Annotated in this window: 12 protein-coding genes; 4 read left to right on the top strand and 8 right to left on the bottom strand. The window is 38.5% G+C overall.

The window, feature by feature from the left end; all coding sequences use genetic code 11:
- Window positions 1-248: 248 nt before the first annotated feature.
- From lacZ to ABIB40_RS18725, 8 genes are all read right to left on the bottom strand, one after another.
- Window positions 249-3,362 (bottom strand): beta-galactosidase, LacZ type, encoded by a 3,114-nt coding sequence (gene lacZ, locus ABIB40_RS18760; protein WP_354361119.1) that lies wholly within the window; start codon window positions 3,360-3,362, stop codon window positions 249-251.
- 113 nt (window positions 3,363-3,475) lie between these two features.
- Window positions 3,476-4,414, bottom strand: coding sequence for an alpha/beta hydrolase (locus ABIB40_RS18755; protein WP_354361117.1), 939 nt, complete (start codon window positions 4,412-4,414; stop codon window positions 3,476-3,478).
- Window positions 4,411-6,834: a glycoside hydrolase family 2 TIM barrel-domain containing protein gene (locus ABIB40_RS18750; protein ID WP_354361115.1), complete on the bottom strand. Its 2,424-nt coding sequence runs from the start codon at window positions 6,832-6,834 to the stop codon at window positions 4,411-4,413. Before ABIB40_RS18750 ends, ABIB40_RS18755 begins: the two co-directional genes overlap by 4 nt.
- A 6-nt stretch (window positions 6,835-6,840) precedes the next feature.
- Entirely contained in the window at window positions 6,841-8,418 is a 1,578-nt protein-coding gene (locus tag ABIB40_RS18745) for a glycoside hydrolase (RefSeq protein ID WP_354361113.1), read from the bottom strand.
- A gap of 31 nt (window positions 8,419-8,449) precedes the next feature.
- The gene (locus ABIB40_RS18740) at window positions 8,450-9,952 is read right to left on the bottom strand and encodes an RICIN domain-containing protein (RefSeq protein WP_354361111.1); all 1,503 of its coding nucleotides are present in this window, start codon (window positions 9,950-9,952) and stop codon (window positions 8,450-8,452) included.
- A 98-nt stretch (window positions 9,953-10,050) separates the two neighbouring features.
- The gene (locus ABIB40_RS18735; RefSeq protein ID WP_354361109.1) at window positions 10,051-11,727 is read right to left on the bottom strand and encodes a RagB/SusD family nutrient uptake outer membrane protein; all 1,677 of its coding nucleotides are present in this window, start codon (window positions 11,725-11,727) and stop codon (window positions 10,051-10,053) included.
- 11 nt (window positions 11,728-11,738) lie between these two features.
- Window positions 11,739-14,846, bottom strand: a complete 3,108-nt coding sequence (locus tag ABIB40_RS18730; protein WP_354361107.1) for a SusC/RagA family TonB-linked outer membrane protein — start codon at window positions 14,844-14,846, stop codon at window positions 11,739-11,741.
- Between the two features lie 240 nt (window positions 14,847-15,086).
- Window positions 15,087-19,256 (bottom strand): hybrid sensor histidine kinase/response regulator transcription factor, encoded by a 4,170-nt coding sequence (locus ABIB40_RS18725; RefSeq protein WP_354361105.1) that lies wholly within the window; start codon window positions 19,254-19,256, stop codon window positions 15,087-15,089.
- A gap of 507 nt (window positions 19,257-19,763) precedes the next feature.
- On the opposite strand from ABIB40_RS18725, the gene ABIB40_RS18720 reads away from it, so the two are divergent.
- From ABIB40_RS18720 to ABIB40_RS18705, 4 genes are all read left to right on the top strand, one after another.
- A complete protein-coding gene (locus tag ABIB40_RS18720; RefSeq protein WP_354361103.1) occupies window positions 19,764-19,907 on the top strand; it encodes a hypothetical protein in 144 nt (47 codons plus the stop codon).
- A 241-nt stretch (window positions 19,908-20,148) separates the two neighbouring features.
- Entirely contained in the window at window positions 20,149-20,295 is a 147-nt protein-coding gene (locus ABIB40_RS18715) for a hypothetical protein (protein ID WP_354361101.1), read from the top strand.
- Window positions 20,296-20,470: 175 nt separating this feature from the next.
- Window positions 20,471-20,902 carry an RrF2 family transcriptional regulator gene (locus ABIB40_RS18710; RefSeq protein WP_354361099.1) on the top strand — a complete coding sequence of 144 codons (432 nt, stop codon included), beginning with the start codon at window positions 20,471-20,473 and terminating at the stop codon, window positions 20,900-20,902.
- A gap of 165 nt (window positions 20,903-21,067) precedes the next feature.
- Window positions 21,068-22,567 carry an acyl-CoA dehydrogenase family protein gene (locus ABIB40_RS18705; protein WP_354361097.1) on the top strand — a complete coding sequence of 500 codons (1,500 nt, stop codon included), beginning with the start codon at window positions 21,068-21,070 and terminating at the stop codon, window positions 22,565-22,567.
- The last annotated feature ends 250 nt before the right edge of the window (window positions 22,568-22,817 follow it).

The raw sequence follows: 22,817 nt of genomic DNA, 5'->3' as shown, positions 1-22,817 counted from the left end.
CGCCAATTTAATTTTTATAACATATTTAAAAAAGAAGCTGCAAATGAGCAATTTGATAACTTTAAGCCTCGTTCTCGAGTTTGCTATTTTTTTTTAAGTTCAAGTTTAAATCTTTTTTTTGAGGTTTCAATCTGACTTAGAAATAGTTCGTGCAACATAGATAAGAGACATAATCCTTCAAACAAAAAAAAATCTGCGGACAATATTCGTCCGCAGATTTAAATGCTTTATTAGGAAATGAAATTCTCTTATTTTACCAAACTCAACACATAGCTATAGCTATATTTCTTATCTCGCAAACGATATTGATCATGCGGGAGCATGCCCCAACTGTTATCGCCACCAACGCCCCGTTGTTTTAAATCTATGTGCAAAAACACCTCATTGCGCGGTTTTAGATTGGTTGGATGCTGTTGCTTTTTGCTCATGCCCGGGTCTAAATCTTCTACACTATGGTTAATGGCGCTAAAATTCATCGGTTGTATGCCTTGCACCTTTAAGCCATAACCTTTGTCATTTGTTAGTGTAAACCACCTCACGTCGGTTCGGTTACCACTTTCCTGGGGTCGAATGTAGGTGTCGACATATTGATTTTCTACCGAATCGGTATATTTTCCAATAAACGAAGCCGTTTTTCTGTCGCTATAATTTTCCCATGGTCCGCGGCCATAATAGTTAATAAGGTGCGTACTTGGTGATACTTGCATGCGCATGCCAAAACGAGGTAGTTCTGGTAAGTCTTTTCCTGTCATATCCATAGCTGCGGTAATTTTTATCGATGCATTGTTGTTGATGTGGTAAGTTAATGAATATGGAACGTTGTCTGCCTGTAAAATATAGCTTACGGTAACATCTACGCCGTCGGCTGTTTTGTCTCCAACAGTAACCGATTCTACCTTTTTGTTCTCGTGCGCAGTGCGCCAAATGCCCATGTTCTCTGGCATGTTGTTGCCAAAATCATTATCGGTTGGTGCACGCCAAAAGTAGGGTTGGGGTAGTTTGTTAATCATTCGTGGAGCACCTTTAATTTGATAAGAAATCATTTCTCCTGTTTTTAGATCGATAGCGCCTTGTACATCTCCCGCTAAAAAATTTAGTTTATTATTTTCATTCTTTACGGTTAGCTTTCCGTTCGTCCTTTCCGCAATGTCGGCAAAATATTCTGGCTTTAAAAGAAATTGTTCGCGCGCAATTTCGTGGCCAACGGCTAATAAAGGCTCTTCGTTTTTAATATATGCAAAAACATCTAACGTGTATTCTTCGCCTTGTGCATTTTGTATTTCTGGTAGCGCAAGTTTTACCGTTTTTTCTGTATGCGGTGCCAAGTCTACTGCAAACTTTCCTTGTTTTATTAAATCTCCATTTTTATACAACTTCCAATCAAAATTGTAATTGTTTAAATTGGTAAATGCAAAGCGATTATCGATCTTCAACTGACTTGTAGCTGCATCAAAATCAGAAAAAATGATATTCTGATAAACTTTTTTCACTTCGTACAACCCTGGATGTGGAATTCTATCGGCAGAAACCAATCCGTTGGCACAGAAATTCTCGTCATTTTGTAGGTTAAATCCGCCTAAATCTCCTCCATAGGCAAAAAAAGTTTTACCATTGGCGTCTTGAGTTTTAATTCCCTGATCTACCCAGTCCCATATAAAGCCGCCTTGCATCTTTTTATTAGTTTTGATTACATCCCAATATTCTTGAAAGTTACCGGAGCTATTTCCCATAGCGTGTGCATACTCACACATAATATAGGGTCGGGTTTTGTTTGAAGCTGCGTAAGCTTTCATAGCATTTAACGGAGGATACATTGGGCAAACAATATCTGTATTTATATCTTCGCCTGCCTGCTCAAACTGTACGGGCCGGGTAGGGTCTTCTTTTTTAATCCACTTATAGGCGTCGTGAAAAACTGGCCCATTGCCACATTCATTTCCCATAGACCAAATGATTACTGAAGGATGATTCCTGTCTGTTTTTATCGCTCTATGAATTCGATCTGCAATGGCAGGCGCCCACAAGGGCAAATAAGCTGGGTGCACTTTTTCATCAAATGGGCTTTGCAACGAAGCGCCCATGCCATGTATTTCTACGTTGGCCTCATCAACCAAATAAATACCAAATTGATCGCAGAGTTTATACCACATTGGGTTATTTGGATAGTGACTGTTTCTTACGGCATTAATGTTAAATTCTTTCATCAACTGGATGTCCTTTAGCATCGAAGCCCTATCTAATACGTGCCCGTTCACGGCATCATGCTCGTGCCTATCTGTTCCATGCACAATAACCGGGACACCATTCACCATCAATTGGCTGTCCTTAATTTCTACTTTACGGAAACCTATTTTTGTTCCAGTATATGTTTTCTGCCCGTTTTCGTCCTCTAAAGAAATGGTCAGGTTATACAAATAAGGATGCTCGCCACTCCATTTTTTTACATTTTTTACCAAGCCCTCTACCGACACCCATTTTTCGTTTTCTTTGCCTAGCGTTACTTTTTCAGATTTCTTAAAAACCACAGTTCCGTTGGCATCTTGAAGTTCTAGGTTTACGACGGCCGATTTTTGTTTATTGTCTTTAAACTGGCGAAGGTTGATGGAGGTTTTAAGCATTCCGTCTTGATATTTGGCATCTAGGCCGGCTTCTACATTAAAATCCCATACAGTCAGTTTTGGCATGGCATAAATAAAAACATCACGTTCTATCCCACTAAGGCGCCAAAAATCTTGGTCTTCTAAATAACTGCCGTCGTGCCACCTAATTACCTGTACTGCCAAAAGGTTATTACCTTTTTTAAGATATGGAGTGATGTTAAATTCTGCGGCGGTTTTCGACGCTTTGTTTATGCCAACTTCTTTGCCATTTACAGTTATAAAGGCAGCACCTGTAATGGAACCAAATTGCAATATAACTTCTCTTCCATCCCAGTTTTCTGGCACGGTAAAATGTTTTCTATAAGTTCCTACCGGATTATCTGCACCCACAAAAGGCGGGTTTTTAGGAAATGGATAGATAATATTGGTATAAATAGGAACTCCAAAACCTTTTAATTCCCAATTAGACGGCACCTTAATGTTATTCCATCGACTTTCATCTAAAGTTGGGCTTGCGAAATCTTTGTCTCTATTGGCAACTTTATCAACATAGGTAAATTTCCATTCGCCATTAAGCGATTTATAATAAGGAGAAAGTGCATAATCATCTCTCACCACATCTCTCGCATTATCGAAGAGCATGAAAGTTACATGCGGATTTTCTTTGTTTTTTTGATAAACGGCTGGATTTTCCCAAAGATTTTGTGCCCCAGCCAAAGCGGATTGGACCAAGAACAGAAATACAATTCCGATATTTTTCATAAGATTGGCATTTTTTAAATTAATAGGCTTAATAATATACGTTAACTCTTTGCTGATTTTTTTAAATTCGAACGCGGGCAAGATAGGTAGGAAGAACCATTAATTAAAAATGTTCATAATTTCCACCCATCTCGTTTCAGCCATCCGTTACTCAACATCCATTTTTGGCATTCCTCTATCCATTTAGATGTAGTAGTATTATTATTTAAGCCGAAACCATGACCGCCTTTGGGATAGAGCAGCAATTCTGCTTCCACACCTTTTTTATGCAAGGTTTGATAAAAAGTGATGCTGTTTTCTACCTTTACCACGTCGTCATCTTCAGCCTGCACAATAAATGCAGGTGGCGTCGTTGGTGTAACATTCAGCTCATTGGAATATTCCTTTACTTTTTCTGCTGATGGATTTTTGCCGAGCAAATTATCTCTAGAACCCATATGTGTAAGGCTGTCGGTAAAACTGATTACCGGATAGCCCAGCACCATAAAAGCAGGTCGAAAGCTAATGCCTTCTTTGTTTTCTATATAACTGTGTTGAAAATGCGTTCCAATAAAAGCGGCAAGGTGACCGCCTGCAGAAAAGCCTACAATGCCAACTCTAGCAGTATCTATTTGCCATTTTTTGGCGTTCGTTTTTACAATTTGAATGGCGCGTTGGGCATCTTGCATTGGGCCGATGGTTTTATCTACCATGGTTGCATCAGAAGGCATACGGTATTTTAACACAAAAGCAGCTACGCCCATTTTTTGGAACTCTTCTGCCACCTTGTAACCTTCTTTTACAATGGCAACGCCACTGTAGCCACCGCCAGGGCAAATAATTACCGCTGTACCAGTTTCTGTACCTGGTTTCGGAAGGTAGCTTCGCAACGTTGGCACAGAAGTCGCACTAATAAAAGTGTCGATGCCATTTCTCGGATCAACTTTATCTAGGTTGGTCTTTGTTTTTGAGTTTGGGATCGCGCCCGAATACAAAGGTATCTCATCTTGTGCGAATACTTGAAGACTCACACCTACTGTTAATACCATGAAAAGAATTTTTTTATATATCATAATTTTATGGTTTTTACTGGCAAACCTGCTGATGTTAAAGTTACCTTTATCGGGCCAGATTGTTGTGCCGACTTGACGAAAATAAGGAGTTTTCCGTTTAATGTCTCCCTTTTGTTACTTTTATAATCTTCATGACTGGTGCTACTGCCACTTTCTAAACCAGCTAATTTTCCAGCACCACTAACCTGCACAGAAACTTCACGGTCATCGTTGTTTGTCGGAGTTCCTTTTTCGTCTACAAGTTGCAATTCTATTTGCGCCATCTCTATGTTTTTTTGAAACTTTGATTTAAAAATATGGGTTTGTATCCTGGTTGGCTTACCAGCGCTTTTCAATGTATTTGTGACTGTTTTGCCATTATGGAATGCCTTTACAAGCAACTCTCCAGGTTCGTAGAGCACATCCCAAAAAATAATTCTTTCTGGAGTTTGAAGTTTTTTTCCAAGTGATTTTCCATTTAAGAATAACTCAGCAGCATCACAATTTGTAAAACCTACTACATGAACGGTTTTGCGCGGATCCCAGTTCCAAGAGGCTTTCAGTTTAGCGTAATTAACTTGATGTTTTATAGGGTCGATTGGCGCATCGGTTACCGCAAGACTAATTGTCGGGTTTGATGTCCACAAGCTTTTTCTGAAATAAAATATTGGTTTAGGATTTCCCGCCAAGTCTAACAGACCAGCGCCATTACTTCTGGTGGGCCATTTGTTTGCTTCGCCTAAATAATCAACTCCTGTCCAAAGAAATTGTCCAGAGACAAAAGGATTGTCTTCTACCGCCAACCAAGCGCCTAAACTCATACCGTTTTCGCTCCCGTAAATAATTCTTTTTGGATACTTTTTATGGTCTTCTTGATATCTGTATTCTTGATAGTTATAGCCAACAATGTCTAAATTTTCTGGATAACTGGTGGTATTAGACATCACTACGCCTGCCAAAGCGGCGGTTATCGGTCTAGTTGTGTCTACGCTTTTGGCAACATTAACTAAGTCTTTGGAAATCTCTCCTAGTCTTTTTGCTGCTGGATGATCGGAAAGATAACCTTTTCCATAAATTTGTGGGTTCTTACCAGTGTTTAGAATCGGGTCAGAATATGGGTCATTTGGATAATCTATTTCGTTTCCAATGCTCCACATAATAATTGATGGCCTATTTCTATTTCTCAACATCATGTCTCTTAGGTCTTTATCCGCCCAGTCTTTAAAATATTCATGATAGCCATCTCTGCCTGGCGTGCCTACATTCCATCCAGATATCCACTTGTTTTTACCTGTTTCCCATTCATCAAATGCTTCATCCATAACTAAAAAGCCTAGCCGATCTGCTAATTTGTAAAAATAGTCTGCATGCGGGTTATGGCTCATTCTGATGGCGTTGCATCCGCCTTCTTTCAGCTTTTCTAATCGTCGCTCCCAAACTTCTGCTGGCACAGCGGTACCAAGCGCTCCGGCATCATCATGCAAGCAAACACCCTTTAGTTTTAAACTTTCTCCGTTTAAAAAAAATCCCTTATCTGCATCGAAATAAAAACTTCTAATACCCACTTCATCTGTGTACTTGTCAGTTTCTTTACCTGTAACGTAAGTTTTAATGGTTAGTTGATATAGGTTGGGATCATCTACCGACCAAAGTTTTGGGTTTTTGATTATTAGAGAAATTGCGCTTTCGGCGATGCTATTTTTTGCGGTTTTGATTTTAGTTTGACTTGAGGAAATCACTTTGTTTTCCATGTCTGTAAGCGTTGCTTTTATCGTTACTTCTTCCGTTTTTGAGGTTTCATTTTGCACAGAAATTTTTGCCATTGCAGATGCACTTTCTTTAGAAACTTTAGGGGTAGAGAAAGCAACGCCCCATTGTTTTACGTGAATTGGCTCCACCGCAATAAGAGATACATTTCTATTTATCCCGGATCCGGTGTACCACCTAGAATCTGCAAATTGACTGTGGTTTACGCGAACTGCGATAGTATTTTTTCCTGTTTTGTGAAGGTACGGCGTAAGGTCGTATTCAAATGAGATAAAACCATTTGGTCTTTTGCCCAAAAAATGACCGTTTATCCAAACCTCACTATTTTTATAAACACCATCAAAGTAAATAGCCACTCGTTTATTCTTTATGTTCTTTTTCAACTTAAAGGTTTTTCTATACCAACCTATCCCACCAGGCAAATAGGCAGTTGCGCTGGCCCATTTTTCGTTGAAGGGGCCGTCTATGCTCCAATCGTGTGGAAGCGTAACATTATGCCAGCTCGCATCGTTAAAAGAAACAGCTTCACCCTGGTTTACATCTCCTTTAAAAAATTTCCAATCTGCATTAAAATCAGATTTAATTCTAGACTGTTGAGCTTTTACAGAATGAAAAGTCCCAATAAATAGAAATAAAATAAAGAAACGAGTGGCCTTTTTTGTCTGTATGTTCATGGTTGATTAATAATTGTTGCCAACAAGGGTTACGATCGAAAGTGGGGGAATGGAAATAGTTGTTGCGGTAGATACTGATGGTTTAGGTGCTAAGTTAGCCGTGCTTGAGGTAACGTAGGGTTTGATGGTATTTACTTTTGCTCCGTTAATGTTTAATTTAATTGCCAAAGGTTGAGCCGATAAATTGATAACAACCGCTACAATTTTCTTTGTTTTTGTGTTTCGATAGGCGGATACAAGTAATTCTTTACTATCATCGCTTAACGCTGAGGACGATACACCAATGCGCTGATATCCCGGCCTAATAAATTTGCTGAAATTTCCAAGTGCCCATAACATTTTGCTTTCGTGGTAGTTTCCATCGTTTTTATTTTTATTGATGTAAATGAGTCCGTCTTTATAATCGTATGCAGAAACGGCTGTCCACCAATGCCAGGCGCTAGCGTTTGCATTCACCAAATCGTTATGAATTACGCGCGCAAGGTATAGTGCCGGAGTTATGCCAAAATCTCTGCCGCTACCGTCTATTTCACCATCATTATCTCCCAGAATACAATATTCAGACATCCAATAGCCAATGTTATTTTTACTGTTTTTTTTATGCAGCGCCTTTCTAATCTTTACAGCGTTTGAGTAAGGGGATGTAGTAAAATAGCTGTGTCCATCAATAACAGATTTTACGTTGCTCAGATTTCCTATGAAAGTGGGTGATTTTTGATTAAAAAAAGCATCTGTTTGATTTCCACGACTTGGTTTGTCTTTTTTTCCGATTAAATAGTCTAATTGACCTGCTTCCGTAACCGCAATTTTAGTGGATAGCTTTTGAGAATTTAAAGTGTCGTTTAAATTTTTCACTAAAGCATAAATTTCTGTATTTGTATATGGATTTCCTTCTTGCCCTCCGTCTTTCCAATCCCATTGGGGCTCGTTTACAGGGCTTATGTAGTCGAAAAGAATTCCGGTTTTTTGCCTAATGCCTTTTAAGCTTTCAGCCATATAATGGGTAAAAGCAGGAAAGTTTTTTTTATCGATGTTAGACGATCCATCAGATGAAAATGCCTTGCCGTTTTTAGTAAATTGTACAGGAGGACTGTTAAAAAATCCAAGGAATTGATTCACTCCCCTGTCTTTTGCGGCGTTTAAAAACCAAGTCTGACCACTTTGCTTGTCAAAATTGTAGTTTCCATTTGTATCTAAAAAAGATTCGGCTCTTCGCCATTCATCTTTAATCCCACTTTTAATGCCTTGCTGCGTACTGCCAGCGCCAAAGTTATAGCGCCACAGAGAAAGGCCTATTCCTTTAGGTTGGCCAGAAGACGTCGTGTCGGTACTGAAGAGCAGGTTTGCAATTGCTTGTTTTTTTACCTCTGGCCAATTGCCCAAAAACTGAAAAGCCCATGCATCCGACGCTCCAAAGTTGTCAATTGTTTGGAAGGACTGGTTAACATTTATGGTAATGTTAATAGGTGGAGCTAAACCAGAAAAGGTATTCGATGTTTTTTGCTGGCCACAAGCGCACAATGTTACTAGCCAAGAAAATGAGCAGACCAAAAGAAATTTAGAATAAAGTTTTTTTAATACCATTGTAATGGATTGATTAAAGGTTAGTGGCCAATTATTGTTGAAGAATAAGCCATTGCTGATTTGGTTTACCGGCAACAGCAGACTGAGCAATTTTAGAACCTGCATCTTTGGATGCGCCTAAAATTCCCAAAGCTTTTAGACTATTGCGGTTTTTAACTGTATAATAATCTGACCCAAGCTTGTCTATCTGCCACTGCTGATGGTTTTCTCCGGCCCAAGGCATCTGTACAATTGAAGCTGTATCTGCAGTCGAACTGCCTTTAACATCTAGCGAAAGGTTGCTGTTTTTATTTAGAATCTTAAAATAGCCGCTACCGTTATCAGTAATTACCCACTGCTGGTTATCGCCACCATTTGGATACCACTGTATTAAAGCAGCACCACTATCTTTAGAACCTCCATTTACATCAAGGGAGAGGTTGCTGTTGCGGTTTAAAATTCTGTAAAATGCATCCGGATAAAAAACGTCAGTTCCTCCATTACCTACTCCCCAGCCATACTTCATTCTATTTAGGCCAGATGCGTTAGTAGACACCATAGATGTACCGTTAAAATTATATAAGCTATACCTATCGTTGTCTCGTAATCCAGGCCAATAAATGCTAGAAACGCTGTCTAAATGAAATACGTTGGTTACCCCCTGAATAAAGGCTTTTTCACCATCATCTTTAATGGCGTCTATGTAGTTCTTTCCGGCAGTCATAGGCGATCCAAATTCTGTCATCACAGTTCTTTTTGAATAAGCACCGATCTTTGAGCGTAAACGGGTTTCCCAAGCTGCTGCAGTTTTTATGCTATTGTTTACGAAAAATGAATAGTCATGAATGGCAAGTAAACAACCATTAAACCTGCTATCTGCACCAATTTTTGTGACATCTTCAGAATATCCAGTACCACTCAGCAAAATTCTGTTTTTTGCAATCGTCGGATATTTTAACAAAAAATTCGAATACAGATCTTCTAGGTCTACTAAGTTGTAGCCGTGCGGCTCATTAAACACTTCGAAATAAACCCTTGGGTTTTTGCCATAGTCATTTATCACTTTCTGCCACATTCCCCAAAAAAGGTTGCCGTCGTCTACACGACCATCTTTTGAAGAGTTTGACTCCCAACAGCATAAAATAACTTTCATTCCTTTGCTAAGTGCCTTATCAATGGCTCCCTTGTAAGAATTCCACCAGCTTTCTGAGACGCTTGGTGGATTGATAGGTAAACGGATGGTATTAATCCCGTCTTGTATAAACCCAGAGAGGATTGGATCTGCTTTTAATTGTACATCAGAATACGTGTCTGAGGCACTTAACTTAGAGGGAATTACCCATCCATCCTGAAAATTATCTCTTCCATCTGCCCAATTTGCGCCAGCCATTTTAACCGCACCATTTGCAAGCGTATCTACAGATGCGGGTGGAGGAGGAGGAGGTGTAGTTGGAAGAGTTGGCGTAGAATCGTCATTTTTGACCACAGCTGTTTTTTGGCAATTAGCTAGAAAGAAAGCTACGGGGAATAGGAATATTACAATATTCTTTTTCATAATGCTGGTTAAGCTACAAATGTGAGGTTTGAGTAAAGGTTAAGTACTTGGCCAAATGATATTAAAATGACAGTCACTTTTGACTGCCATTTTAAATATTAATAGCCTGGGTTTTGCTGTAATTTATTGTTTGACGCTTGAATCTCCGCTCTTGGAATTGGCAACCAGTAATTTTGCTGCCTGAACTTACGTCCATCTAGTGCAACCTTCTGTTTGTAAGTAAATGTATTTCCAGATTTATCTACCTCGACACCATAAGCAGGTACATTTTCTGTCTGGTCGGCAATTTTCCATCTTCTCACATCGTAATACCTAAACTCTTCAAAAGCAAGTTCGACTCTGCGTTCTGAAATAATTGCTTGCCTCATAGTTGCTTGTGTTAAACCCGCTGGTAAATCTGGCATTCCCGCCCTTTCTCTAATTTTGTTAACGGATGAATATACGCTTGCGTCTGGGCCCGAAGCTTCGTTTTGTGCTTCGGCATAGTTTAAAAGCACCTCTGCATATCTCATGTAAATCCATGGTTGTGTTCCAGCAATATCCCAAGGATTGTCAATAGGTAGCGCATCGTTCATGAATTTTTTAAGATAGTAACCTGTTTTAGTGGTATTCCAGTTAGACGGGCCATCTTTACTATCTTTTCCACCTGGAATAAATGTTTCAACATTGCTGCTTCTGTAAGCTGCACCGTTGTATAAAATAGTCGAGTAAAACCTTGGGTCACGATTTACATACGGATTTTGTGGATCATATCCCGAGCTCGCATCTTTTATAGATTTTCCGTTTGTCATCTCGTAGTCGTCTACCAAGTTTTGCATCGGTAAATTACCACCCCAAGCATTAAAACCGTTCGGTCCGTTTGCAATTTCCAAACATACATGGCGAGCGCCTTGTGTATACAGTCTCTCAAAAATAATCTCTGGGTTGTTATCTGAAGTCAAAAATAGATTTTTATAACCGCCCTGATATAAGCTATACTTTCCTAAATCCAATACTTCTTTTGCAGCAATAGCTGCAGCTTGCCAAGTGCCTGCATTATAAAGTGGACTTGCTGCATAAAGTAAAAACCTAGCTTTTAAAGCCATTGCTGCACCTTTTGTTGCTCTGCCTAAAGCCCAAGACGCATCATTATTTAAGGGGAGACCGCTTGCTGCAGCATCTAATTGGGCAACCGCATAATCAATAGATTCTTTAATACTCGCGCGCTGAAAAAGTGCCGGATCTGCTAAATTGTCTCCCAAATTATACTCTTTATCGCCCATCAAAACTATACCGCCATAATTTCTAATCAAATCAAAATAGCGATAAGCCCGTATGAATTGAAGCTCACCCATCAATTTCTTCTTATGTCCGTCGCTCATGTTTACTGAAGCAATTTTATTTATGGCATAATTACATTCTCTAATGCTCCTGTAGCTTCTGCCCCAAAAGGTGCCTGCAATTCCAGTATTTTCTGGAGAAAGTTGTCCTTGCTGAATTATCCAGGTATCATCATTGTTGTTGTACACAGATTCATCTGTTAACGAAGACCACATGGCGTATTCAAAGCCTCTTCCAAATCCAGGAGGAGTGCCCTCTGCTTCTCTACCGGTCTGTTTTACGCCCATATATCTGTTGATAACAAACTTGTCAAAAAGCGTTGAATCGCTAATGATGGCAGCATCAGATACTCGGTCGGTTGGTTTCACGTCTAAAAAGTCCTTTTTACAAGCGAACAGCATCGTTCCCATCAATGCCAAGGCACCGACTTTTAATATGTTTTTAGTTAGTCTCATTGTCTTTTATATTAAAATTTAACATTTACACCTAAATTTATAATGCGTTGTTGGGGATAGAATTGCCCGCTGTTATTATTTCCCTCTGGGTCAAAATCTTTTACCTTGGTTACGGTAAAGAGGTTAAATCCACTGGCGTAAACCCTTATATTCTGCAATTTTATCTTAGTTAATAGTTCTTTTGGAAGTGTGTAGCCAAGTTCTACGTTTTTTAACCTTACAAAAGACGCGTTATTTAACCAAAATGTACTGTTGTACAAACCACCACTAACGGCTGCAGAAGAGCGTGTATCTACCCTCGGGTAAGATCCGTTTGGATTGGTAGGGCTGGTTCTGTTATCGGCCCAGCTGCTGTAGAAGTTTCCTACTTGCCCAGATTCTGGCAAAAGGTATTGATTTACAGCACTTTGACCAGCTAATACCAAAGATAAATCAAAATTTTTGAATGCAGAATTGAATGTTAAGCCGTATGTAAGCAGTGGATTATTGCCATATTTTGTTCTAGTCTGATCATCTGCGTTAATCTTACCGTCTTTATTATAGTCTTGGTAAATTAGGTCTCCCACTTTTGTGCCATCAACATGTGGTGTGTTGTCTATCTGTTGCTGGCTTCTAAAAATACCTATGGAATTATAGAGTAGGTAGGTGAAAAGTGGCTGGCCGGTTTGTTTTTGATAAGCTAACGCTCCTGGAGCCTCATCTATAAAGATAATTTTGCTTTTTGCGTAAGTTGCGTTTGCAGATACGCCAAAGCTGAACGGGCCAGCTTTTTGGTAACCGATTGTTCCTTCAAATCCTTGACTGTTTACTTTACCTATATTCTCTGACGGAACAAGTGGGTCGCCGCCATCAGGATTTACTATGCCTGAAACGGCTGGTATCGAAGCGTTTCTCGTAGAAAGGATGTCTGAACGGACTTGTTTAAAATAAATCAATTCTATGTTGAAATTTTTCAAGAAAGTAGCATTTAAGCCTATATCGGTCTTCTTTGCAACCTCCCAAGTAATGTTTGGATTTGCCAACTTTATCAAGTCAATTCCAGATTGGATTTGTCCACCCAACACGTAGCTATTGTTGAACGCATAGTTATTATAGTATTGAAATTGGCCTACATTATCATTGCCAAGTTGACCGTAAGAAGCTCTTAATTTTAAGTTATCTATAAATTTAACATTGTCTTTAAACCAAGGTTCTTCAGAAACGCGCCAGCCGGCAGAAATTGACGGGAAGTAGCCCCATTGCTTTCCTTGCGGAAAAATAGAAGAGCCGTCAGCTCTAAATTGTGCTTCTACTAAGTACTTTTCTTCGTAGTTGTAGTTTATTTTGCTAATAACACTTTGTCTGGTATAATTGTAGCTGCTCCCTGCGTTGTTTTTATCCGTTGCTGCAGCACCGCCTTGCGAAAGTTCTGGTGTTTGTGCAGTTGGGTAATTAAGGCGAGAAGCAGAAAATGATTCTTGTCTATTGGCGCTTTGTTCGTATCCTACAAAGGCATCAATATGGTGTTTCCCAAAATCTTTTCTATAATTAAGTTTAATGTTAGAAGTATTTAAAGACGTATTCAGTTGAGATTCATTTAATGAAGGAGCACCACCAGAGCCGCCGGCAACTACTGCAGTGTAGCTGTTTGATGCTTGGTTATAGTTGTATAGGTTATAAGTGGTATTAAACGATTTGCTAAAATTATAGGTGCGGTCTGCTGAGTAAAACCCATCAATAGAAAATCCATCTACAAAAGGAATTTGATAGCTCGCTCTCAAAATACCGTTAAAATATTGCGCTGGATTTTTATTTGTTCCGCCAATGTCAGTTCCTAAAGCAACTGGGTTGCTATTTTCTATTCCTGTAGAATAATCGCCATTTGGGTAGACAGCTACAACAGTTGGATAAGCCCTGTAGATTGATCGAAAAGTATTACCTGCGCCAGACGTTGGATATTGACGTTGTTCGTCTCGGCCAGATAGCGATAAGCCAATTTTGAATCTTTTGGTAATATTTGCATCTATATTTCCCCTAAAATTATACTGGTTATATTTGGTTGCACTATTTCTATATAAGCCGTCTTGGGAAATGGTACCTAACGACATGTAGTATTTTACGTCTTCCGTGCCTCCGTTAACATTTAGATTATGTTGGTTTTGTAAAGCCGATTTTTTTAAAGCTGCTGTTTCCCAGTTTGTGTTCGGATAATTGAGTGGGTCTGATCCGTCTCTAAACTTTTGGATTTGCGCGTCGGTATAAAGTTGTTTTAATCCGCCGGCCATATTGTTGTAATAGTCAATCTCATTAGCAATTTGCGCGTAAGTTGCAGCGTCTGCAAGTTTTGGTAATGATGTTGGTGAAGTGAAGCCCTGGTTAAAACTATAACTAACTGTTGGCTTACCTATTTTACCTTTTTTGGTCGTTACTAAAATTACACCGTTGGCTGCCCTACTTCCATAAATTGCGGCAGAGGCATCTTTAAGTACAGAAATACTTTCAATGTCGTTCGGATCTAACCTGCTAAATCCCCCTAATGCGCCAGGTACTCCGTCTACAACAACCAATACATCATTGTTTCCAGTAGTTGCGAAGCCCCTAATGGTAATGTTAGAATCGTCATAACCTGGTTCGCCCGCTCTATTACTTGCAATTAGACCAGAAAACCTTCCTGCGAGAGAGTTTGTTAGGTTAGGTTGTGGACTTTTTACTAGGTCGCTACCCTTTACCTCGGATATGGATCCTGTTAGGGTAGCTTTTTTCTGCGTACCATAACCAACAACTACTACATCATTTAATGATTTATTGTCATCAGATAACATCGCATTCACTACGCTGCCCGTTACAATTTTTTCTATAGGTGTGTATCCAACAAAAGAAAACACCAAGGTAGCTTTGACGTTCTTTAGCGTTATGCTATATTTCCCCTCATTATTTGTAATAACAGCATTTTGAGTGTTTTTTTCTTTGACTGATACACCAGGTAGTCCTGCTCCTTTATTGTCTGTTACTTTTCCTTGCACTTCTATAGGCGTGCTATTTTGGGCAAAAGCCAAATTAAAAGTAAAAGTTAAAATTGCAATGAGGCCAAATTTAATAAGGCGACAGAGCTTGTTTTTAGTAGAATTTTTAATGCTCATATTTTAGGTTTTTTGGTTAGCTATTAGGCGAAGTTGAAACATGGATTTAGTCAAACAATACTTCTGTTCGGTCTTCTCTAAATAGTTTTACTAATTTCAGAGAATTTAACCATCCCAGAGAGGGGCATTTTCGTACAATTAGGGGTGCAAAGTCTGAATTTAGAGAGAAAATCAATTTACGCTGCAGCGCAATTGTCAACATTCAGTTTTAAACTTATGCTAAGGAGTTACTAGCGGGTTTTAGAGAAAGGTAATAGGTGGTAGTCGATAAATAATCTTAAACTTATCTTTGAATGTGCTACGATGCTTTTTAATAAAAGCAGATGGCGGCATGCCGAATTGGTTGGAAAAATGCTTTCTAAAATACTTAATGTCATTGATTCCGCAAGCCATAGCAGCTTCATTTACCAAACTGTCTGTGTAGATTAAAATTTCTGCAGCTTTTCTTAATCTGATAAACCGAATGAAGCCATTTGCTGTATGACCCGAGGAGGCTTTTATTTTTTTATAAAGATTAGAATGGCTCATTCCTATCTCATCTACAAGTATTTCGATGGAAAAAGTAGGATTGTTAATGTGTCTATTTATAACTTTGGAACAGCGAGATAGGAATTCTCGTTCTTCTTTTGAGATTTGGTTGCGTTCGCTCGACTGCAGAATTTCATTAAAAAAGTAGTTTTGTAAATCAGCCCTATTTTTTAAGAGCATCTCTGCCCTTGCCAGCAATAGCTCTGTGTCAAAAGGTTTACCAATGTAATCATCGGCGCCCCCCTTTATCCCTCTTAGTTTAACTTCAGAAGAAGCACTGGCAGTTAGCAGAATAACGGGGATGTGGTTTTTTGATAGATCAGTTTTAATTGCGGTGCATAGGCCGATGCCATCTAGCCCGTCCATAACTACATCACTGATAATTAAATCTGGCAATTCTTTTTGGATAATGGTTAACGCGCTATTGCCAGAGTCGGCCTCTAAAATGAGATAGCTGTCTTTGAAAATTCTAATCAAATAATTTCTCATTTCATCGTTATCATCTACAATTAAAATTGTTTTTTTGCTGGTGATAAACTGGTCTGACCTAAATGTGGAAATTTCAGCTATAGTCTTTGGACTAGGAATCGTCGGGTCGTGTTTTAGTTCATCCATTAGCGTTTTGCCCGGCGGTTGCGTTAGAAAAGTTGCCTCATCCCCAAAATGAATATTCCCTTTTTTAAGTTCTACATTGAATATGCTACCAGTTGGATGGTTAGGTGTAACCCAAATTTTCCCTCTATGTTGACTGATAAATGTCTTTGCTAAGTATAGGCCTATGCCGAACCCGCTGCTGTTGTTGCCCGCTGCTGTTGTTGCTTGATAGAATTTATCAAATAGTTTGCTTAGCTTTTCTGGCTTTATTCCCACTCCATTATCTTCTACCGCTATGTTGATCTGCTGTTCGTTTTCTGAAATCCTTAAGATGATTGTACCGCCGTTCGGTGTGTATTTTATTGCGTTGCCCAACAAGTTAAAAAGCACAATTTCTATCTTTTCCTTATCTACGTAAATCTCCGTATGGGTATCCCCAATAAGTTCATAGCTTAAATGATGCAACTTGGCCTCGTTTACAAAGCAAGCGAAAGTATCTGTACACAATTGTAAAATATCTAATTTGCTTATTTGGAGCTGATAAGCTTCATTGTCTGCTTTTCTAAACAATAAAAGTTGGTCTACCAAACTCAACAGTCGCCGGGAATTTCTATAAATGGTTTGAATCGTATTTTCAGAATCTACATTTACACCTTGCTGTAGCAAATCTCTTGCGGGATTTATAATGAGCGTTAGGGGAGTTCTGAATTCGTGAGAAATGTTAGTGAAGAAAGATAGCTTATTTTCATTCAACGCGGCTTCGTTTGTTGTTTTAATTTTATTAATAGCAAGTTCTTGCTCCAAGCGTGCTTTGGCTACACGGTACCTATTGTAAAGTAGCAACGCTGCTATCAACGCTAGGAGATATAAGAAATAAGCACAAATTGAGCGATACCAAGGTGGTAAAATGTTAATGTAGACCAGCTTTTCATTCGGATTCCAACGGCCATCTGTATTGGTAGACTTTAGATGAAATGTATATTTCCCCTCAGTTAGCCTTGAATAATATGCGCTTCTATTACTGGTTGGATAAATCCATTTTCTGTCCCAGCCTTCTAAATAATATGCATAGCGGATTTTTTGAGGTGCCGAATATTCTAAAGCCGCAAAGCTTATATCTATGGAAGCTTTTTTAAAAGGAAGCGTAATATTCTTAATAGTTGCCAAACTGCTAGAATCTGTTGTTATTTTCCCAGTGTAGCTTAAAGGTTGATTTAGAATTTCTAAGTCTGTAACGAGTAAATTGGGAAACCCCTGATCGTTTGTTATTTCTGCGGGATTGAAATAGTTAAATCCCCTAATGCCGCCAAAAAGTAATGTGCCGTCTTTAAGCCTTAAGGCGGCGTTGTAATTAAACTGGTTACTTTGTAAGCCATCTGCTTTGTAAAAATTTTTAAAGGTTCTGCTTCTTATGTTAAAACGAGAGATACCATCAAAAGTGCTTATCCAAAGGTTTCCTTTCCCATCTGGCAAAATGTTTAACACACTATTGTTACAGAGTCCCTCTGTTTCGGTAAAGCGACTTAATTTATCGGTTTTGCCATTTAAGTAAATAAGCCCTGTGTATTGTACACCTACCCAAAAATCGTCAAAATCATCTGCATATAATGCCCTAATTGGGTGTTTAAAGTTAAAAGCGCTGACTTTAGTCCTCGACGTTTTGCTTTTTAGTAATTCCCCACCTTCATTACCAAACCATAGCGAATTGTTTTTGTCTTCTGCAATGGTGGTTACATGGTTAAATCGCTTATCAATGGCTTCAAATCTGTCCAACTTTCTATTAAGCTTATAAGTAAGATTTTGACCGAAAGTTGTACCGGCCCAAATGTTATTTTCTGCGTCGCGGTATAGTTTCCATATATTTCTATCCTCCAAGCCCAAGCTTTCGCACTTATAGGAGACGAAAGATTTGTTGCGAGGAATGTATTTATTTATGGAGCCTCCAAAAGTGCCAATCCATATTTCGTGGTCTACATCTTCTATAATGCTGGTAACATTATTGTTGCTCAGTGAATTAGGGTTTCCAACATCGTGAACGAAATTGCTGAAATTATTTGTCTTTCTATTCCATATAGAAATACCTCCTCCATCGGTGCCTATCCAAACGTTTCCATAAGAATCTTCGCAAAAGGAAAGGACAAAATCGTTTATTAAGCTATTTGGATTGTTGGGGTTATGAGAGACTGTTTTAAATTTGTTTTTACGGTTGTCTATAATGTTCACACCACCTCTTAATGTTCCCATCCAGGATCTATCTTCTCCGTCGAACCACAAAGAAGTGACCGCATTACTGGCTAAATTTTTCTGTCCCGGTCTACTTGTAATTCTATCAATTACATTGCCATCGGTGTCAAATTTATATACGCCTCCTCCATCTGTAGCAGCGCAAATTTCTCCTTTTTTATTTTGTTTGATGTCGGTAACTCTAATTACCTTTTCGTTTTGCTGGCTTTTGTACCACATTACTTTTTCTAACAAAATATCATATTTGTAAACGCCTTGGTCGCTGCCTACCCACAGGTGGTTTTCTTTGTCGAAGTATAAACAATTTGCCAAAGGAAACAAGTTGCTTATAAGTTTGGATTTACCAGTTGAAATGTTGTAAGAGCAGAGGCCAACCCCCTCCATCACAAACCAAACCTGAGAGGAGTCGATGGCCAATGAAATGATGTTGTGAGCCTTTATTTGGATATTAGAAAATAACGATATTTTAATTAAAGCTTTACCGGGTGCTTTATACAACAAGCCTTTTGAGTTTGTAGCTATCCATAATCCCCCGAAGTTGTCTTTCTTTAACGAGTTAATTTCAATATCTGCTTTGATATATTTTTTTTGGTTTTCATCAAAATAACGGGGCATTTTAAATTTAGAGGAAAAGTTATAGTAGATGCTCAGGCCGTTATTTGTGCCCACCCAAATGTTTCCTTCGTCATCATCTGCCAAGCAAGTAATGCGGTTATAAGCTATAGAAGAAGTGTCGTTTCTATTATTCCTAAATATTTTAAATTCGTAACCATCATACCTATTTAACCCATCGTCGGTCCCAAACCACATGTAGCCGAATTTGTCTTTAAAAATAGTATTAACAGAATTGTTTGAGAGGCCATCTTCGATACCCAACGTGCTGATGTTTGTGTTTTTGGATGCTTGCAATTCATTTTTGGCGAAAGCCAAAGGGCTTGGTCTTCCTTTCGGAGAGGCTAACTTTTTTTGCCCAAAAACTGATTCAACATGTAGGCAGAACAAAAAAAAGATAGAAAAGAATAGATTTTGGATATTCAGTTTCATTGTCGGGTTTTGCTTCGACGATATTCGGCTTGGTAAATTTAGGTCATTTGTAGCGATTTCCATAACCTACTGTCCAAAAATAATTTTCAGCCAGAGGTGGTGCGTGTGCGGAGGGAGAGGCCTAAAATTATATTAAAGCGGTTTGGTGAATTTTTACCCAAAGGGGTGCCAGCCTTGATTTTGTCTCTTTTTATCAAGAAAAAGAAAGACGCCCCCCGGCTAGGAGAAACGTAAGGAAGAGGGCAGGGCAAATTTGTGTAATCTTCAATATCAATGATATAAAAAAGATTGTTGGTGATTTTTAAAAATTTAATCGCTCTGGCTATAATCGCCAGAGCGATTAAATTAAAATGTAAGCAAAATGAAAATAGTTTATAATAATAACTTGTAAAAAGTATTAAGCGTTACGTTAAATGCAGGGGAAACAATGCCTTTGCTTCACGCCACCTCCGATGCCTTTATCATCAAAAAAAAGGAAAGGGAAAAATTAGTTTTGAAGACCGTGAAGTGGTTTTATCGCAGGGAGAAACTTTATTTATAGAAGGAAGCGAGCCACATAAGATGGGAATTTTAGAAGACTTTAGTGCCAACATTATATTGGCGCATGATGGCCAGATAAATATGGGTTTAGTATTTTCCTCTTTTGGATAACCGCAATTATTTTTGGGATGAAATTTAAAACTGTTCCTTTCCTTTGTTTGAAGGTTTATCATACGCGCTGTTAGAAACACTCTCATCCTAAAAGAGCTTTTTAGCGATAATCTTTTTACGGTGACTGGCATACTTTTCTAACCGATTTTTTACATAAAATTGGAATGGCTCCATTACTCGTATCTACCATTGTTTATCTGCTTAATGTGAGTAAAACCGATTTTTATTAATCAGCTAAATAATGGACATTATAACAAACAACAAAAATAATTGTAATTTGGCGATTCAGGATCTTCATGATGTGTTTGGTCCAGAAATTGGATTGAATGTGGTAGATTTAGGCCATATTTACGAAATAAATTTTGATGAAGAAAAAAAGAAAGTTTAAACCATTATGACGCTTACTTCGCATTTTTGCCCTATGGGCGAAAGCATTACCAACGACTTTACTCAAAAACCTGAGGATTATTTAAAGAGTTTGCGGTGGAAGTAGCGCTTGACTACAACGCCGGTTGGACGGTCGATTTTGTATCTCCAAATGGATTAATTTTAAATAGATAACCATGCTTAGCTATACCTGTAAAATGGCAATTAAGGCAGTTATTTATTTAACTTCATCAAGCGGGGAGGGTAAAAAAGCAGGTATTAAAGAGGTTGCAGGGCATATTGATGCCAGTGAGCATACGGTAGGGAAGATTTTGCAAATTTTGGCAAAACATGGTATAATTAATAGTGTAAAAGGTCCGTACGGCGGATTTTTTGTTAACGAAAAACAGCAAGATCAACCTGTTATAAATATTGTAGAAATAATTGAGGGCACAGAGGTGTTTAAAAAATGTGGTTTGGGATTAAGTAAATGTTCTGCGGACCATCCTTGCCCAATTCACAATGATTATCAAATGGCACGAGATATGATGGAAGACTTGTTTCGGAAAAAAAAAGTGAAAGATCTATGCGAACCAGTAAAAAGCGGATTGGCTTATCTAATTGGCTAATTTTAAACTAAATTTTAAAATTGATAGTAGATTTTATCGTACAAAAAATAAAAAAGGAGATTGAGATACAGTTTTCCCAGATTTCCCAGAAAAACCGGAGACTTTTAGGAGTTAATCTTAAGGTCTTTTTGTTTATATAAATATTTATTAAAAACTAATCTATTTATGAGTGCAACGGCCACTAGTTTTACATCATTTTTAAAAGATTTTGAAGAATCTTTAAAATACTTATTCCACGAAAAAGCAGATATCAATACTTTAAGTCTAGAACGTGGTTTGCCACCAGAAATTTTGAGCGGCATTATGGCTAATAAGCCTCTATCTGTTGCCATTCCTAAAGAATTTGGAGGCCGTGGAAGTATTGTGAAAGAATGTTTAGGGATTTTAGCTGCCGCATCTTACGAATCGCTTGGGCTCTCGTTAACCTTTGGAATTAACATCGCTCTGTTTTTAGAACCCATTTCTAAATATGGCAACAGCGAAGTAAAAGCGGCTATTTTTAACCGCTTTTTAGAAAACGCAAACATGGGCGGGTTAATGATAACCGAACCCGACTATGGAAGTGATGCTTTAAGCATGAAATCTTTTAATGCCGAGATAGAAAACGGATATAAAATTAAAGGAACCAAGCATTGGCAGGGTTTAACAGGTATGGCGGATTTTTGGCTCATTGCATCGCGCAAGCAACTAAATGGCAGCGACCTGGCCAGAGATATAGATTTTTTTATTGCAGACATTTCTAAGGAAAAGCAAAAGATTGTTGTAGAAAAACTGTTTAAAAACCCCGGGCTTTACATGATACCTTATGGGTTAAATACAGTTGATATAGAAGTGCCCAAAAACCATAAATTAGAACCAGAAACCACTGGTATAAAAATGATGTTGGATATTTTGCACAGAAGCAGGTTGCAGTTTCCGGGCATGGGTATGGGGTTTATTAAACGCATGTTAGATGAGGCAACCACTCACTGCAGAAATAGGATGGTAGGCGCCAGTAATTTATTGGCAATAGACCAAGTTCAGTTTCAATTGGCAAGAATACAGTCGGCTTTTACCATTTGCTCTGCCATGTGTGCAAGAAGCAGCAACATAAGCGGAATAGAAAATAATTTGGCAGCAGAAGGGCTAGAAGCCAATAGTATGAAAGCTGTTGTTACAGATTTGATGCAAGAATCTGCGCAATTGCTTATGCAACTTTCTGGCGCGCAAGGCTACAAGATAGATCATATTGCTGGTCGTGGTATTATGGATAGCCGCCCATTTCAAATATTTGAAGGCTCTAACGAAATGCTTTATGGGCAAATTGCAGAAATTGTAACACGCTCCATGAAAAAGCAAAAAGAATCAAGTTTATTGGCCTTCCTTAAAACTTTTGAACCTACTGCCCAAGCCTGTCTTCATTTTAAGGAAGCTTTAAACTTCTCCATTAATACTCAGCTTTCTCAACGTAAATTGATAAATTTGGGTAGGGTTTTAGGAAGAGTGGTATGTTTAGGATATGTGTTGGAGCTTCAAGAAAAAGGCTTTAGAAAAGATTTGGTAGAAAATTGTACCACTATGGTAAAGCAAGAAGTGGGCGCGCTAATCAGTTCTTTTCATTTTGATAACGCTACCGGAGTAATAGAAGATTACAAAGAAAATAGCTCTTGGCTAGATTTTGTTTAGTGGTTTGGTTTTAGCGATGAGGAGATTTTGATAAAGTTAGCGTGTGCTATTTGATATGACGCTGTGGTTGAAAAAGCGATGCCAATAAAGAATTAAAAGAAGAAGATACACTAATATGTGTGTATTAGATAACTGTAAAGGGAATTCTCAAAAAACCACCCTTTTTTGAGAAATTTAATTTGCTTAAGGAATTTTGGCTTTCGGACAATTTTCGGGATTAAAAGCCTACCCACCTTTTGTAGGGTTTTAG

The sequence above is a fragment of the Pedobacter sp. UYP30 genome (genome assembly GCF_040547165.1).
Lineage (GTDB): Bacteria > Bacteroidota > Bacteroidia > Sphingobacteriales > Sphingobacteriaceae > Pedobacter.
Note: the sequence above shows the minus strand (reverse complement) of the source record. Positions and strands in the feature narration are given on the sequence as shown.

Bases quoted from the DNA above. Each gene is read 5' to 3' on its own strand.
- lacZ (WP_354361119.1), bottom strand. From the start codon at position 3,362: ATGAAAAATATCGGAATTGTATTTCTGTTCTTGGTCCAATCCGCTTTG.
- ABIB40_RS18755 (WP_354361117.1), bottom strand. From the start codon at position 4,414: ATGATATATAAAAAAATTCTTTTCATGGTATTAACAGTAGGTGTGAGT.
- ABIB40_RS18750 (WP_354361115.1), bottom strand. From the start codon at position 6,834: ATGAACATACAGACAAAAAAGGCCACTCGTTTCTTTATTTTATTTCTA.
- ABIB40_RS18745 (WP_354361113.1), bottom strand. From the start codon at position 8,418: ATGGTATTAAAAAAACTTTATTCTAAATTTCTTTTGGTCTGCTCATTT.
- ABIB40_RS18740 (WP_354361111.1), bottom strand. From the start codon at position 9,952: ATGAAAAAGAATATTGTAATATTCCTATTCCCCGTAGCTTTCTTTCTA.
- ABIB40_RS18735 (WP_354361109.1), bottom strand. From the start codon at position 11,727: ATGAGACTAACTAAAAACATATTAAAAGTCGGTGCCTTGGCATTGATG.
- ABIB40_RS18730 (WP_354361107.1), bottom strand. From the start codon at position 14,846: ATGAGCATTAAAAATTCTACTAAAAACAAGCTCTGTCGCCTTATTAAA.
- ABIB40_RS18725 (WP_354361105.1), bottom strand. From the start codon at position 19,256: ATGAAACTGAATATCCAAAATCTATTCTTTTCTATCTTTTTTTTGTTC.
- ABIB40_RS18715 (WP_354361101.1), top strand. From the start codon at position 20,149: ATGGACATTATAACAAACAACAAAAATAATTGTAATTTGGCGATTCAG.
- ABIB40_RS18710 (WP_354361099.1), top strand. From the start codon at position 20,471: ATGCTTAGCTATACCTGTAAAATGGCAATTAAGGCAGTTATTTATTTA.
- ABIB40_RS18705 (WP_354361097.1), top strand. From the start codon at position 21,068: ATGAGTGCAACGGCCACTAGTTTTACATCATTTTTAAAAGATTTTGAA.